Below are 278 nucleotides of genomic sequence, written 5' to 3'. Positions count from 1 at the left end.
GGTTGCGGCTGCACGGCGGCCAGGCGCTCGGCTGGCTGGCCGGGGCGCAGCGGGCCGACGGCGCGGGGCTGACCCTGGCGGCCGGCCAGGGGGCGCTGGAGANGGTGCGGGGCGTCGAGCAGGCGAACCGGAGCCGCCTGGTCGCCGACCAGGCGCCGCTGGCGGCACTGCAGCGCACGCTGGCGACCACCGTGGACGGCACGCGCTACGCACAGGGGCTGGCCGAGGCGCCGGATCGCGACGGCCGCGGCGGCGACGGCCGGCTGCCGCACACGGGT

The organism is Frateuria sp. Soil773, assembly GCF_001428405.1.
Taxonomy (GTDB): domain Bacteria; phylum Pseudomonadota; class Gammaproteobacteria; order Xanthomonadales; family Rhodanobacteraceae; genus LMSL01.
Note: the sequence above shows the minus strand (reverse complement) of the source record.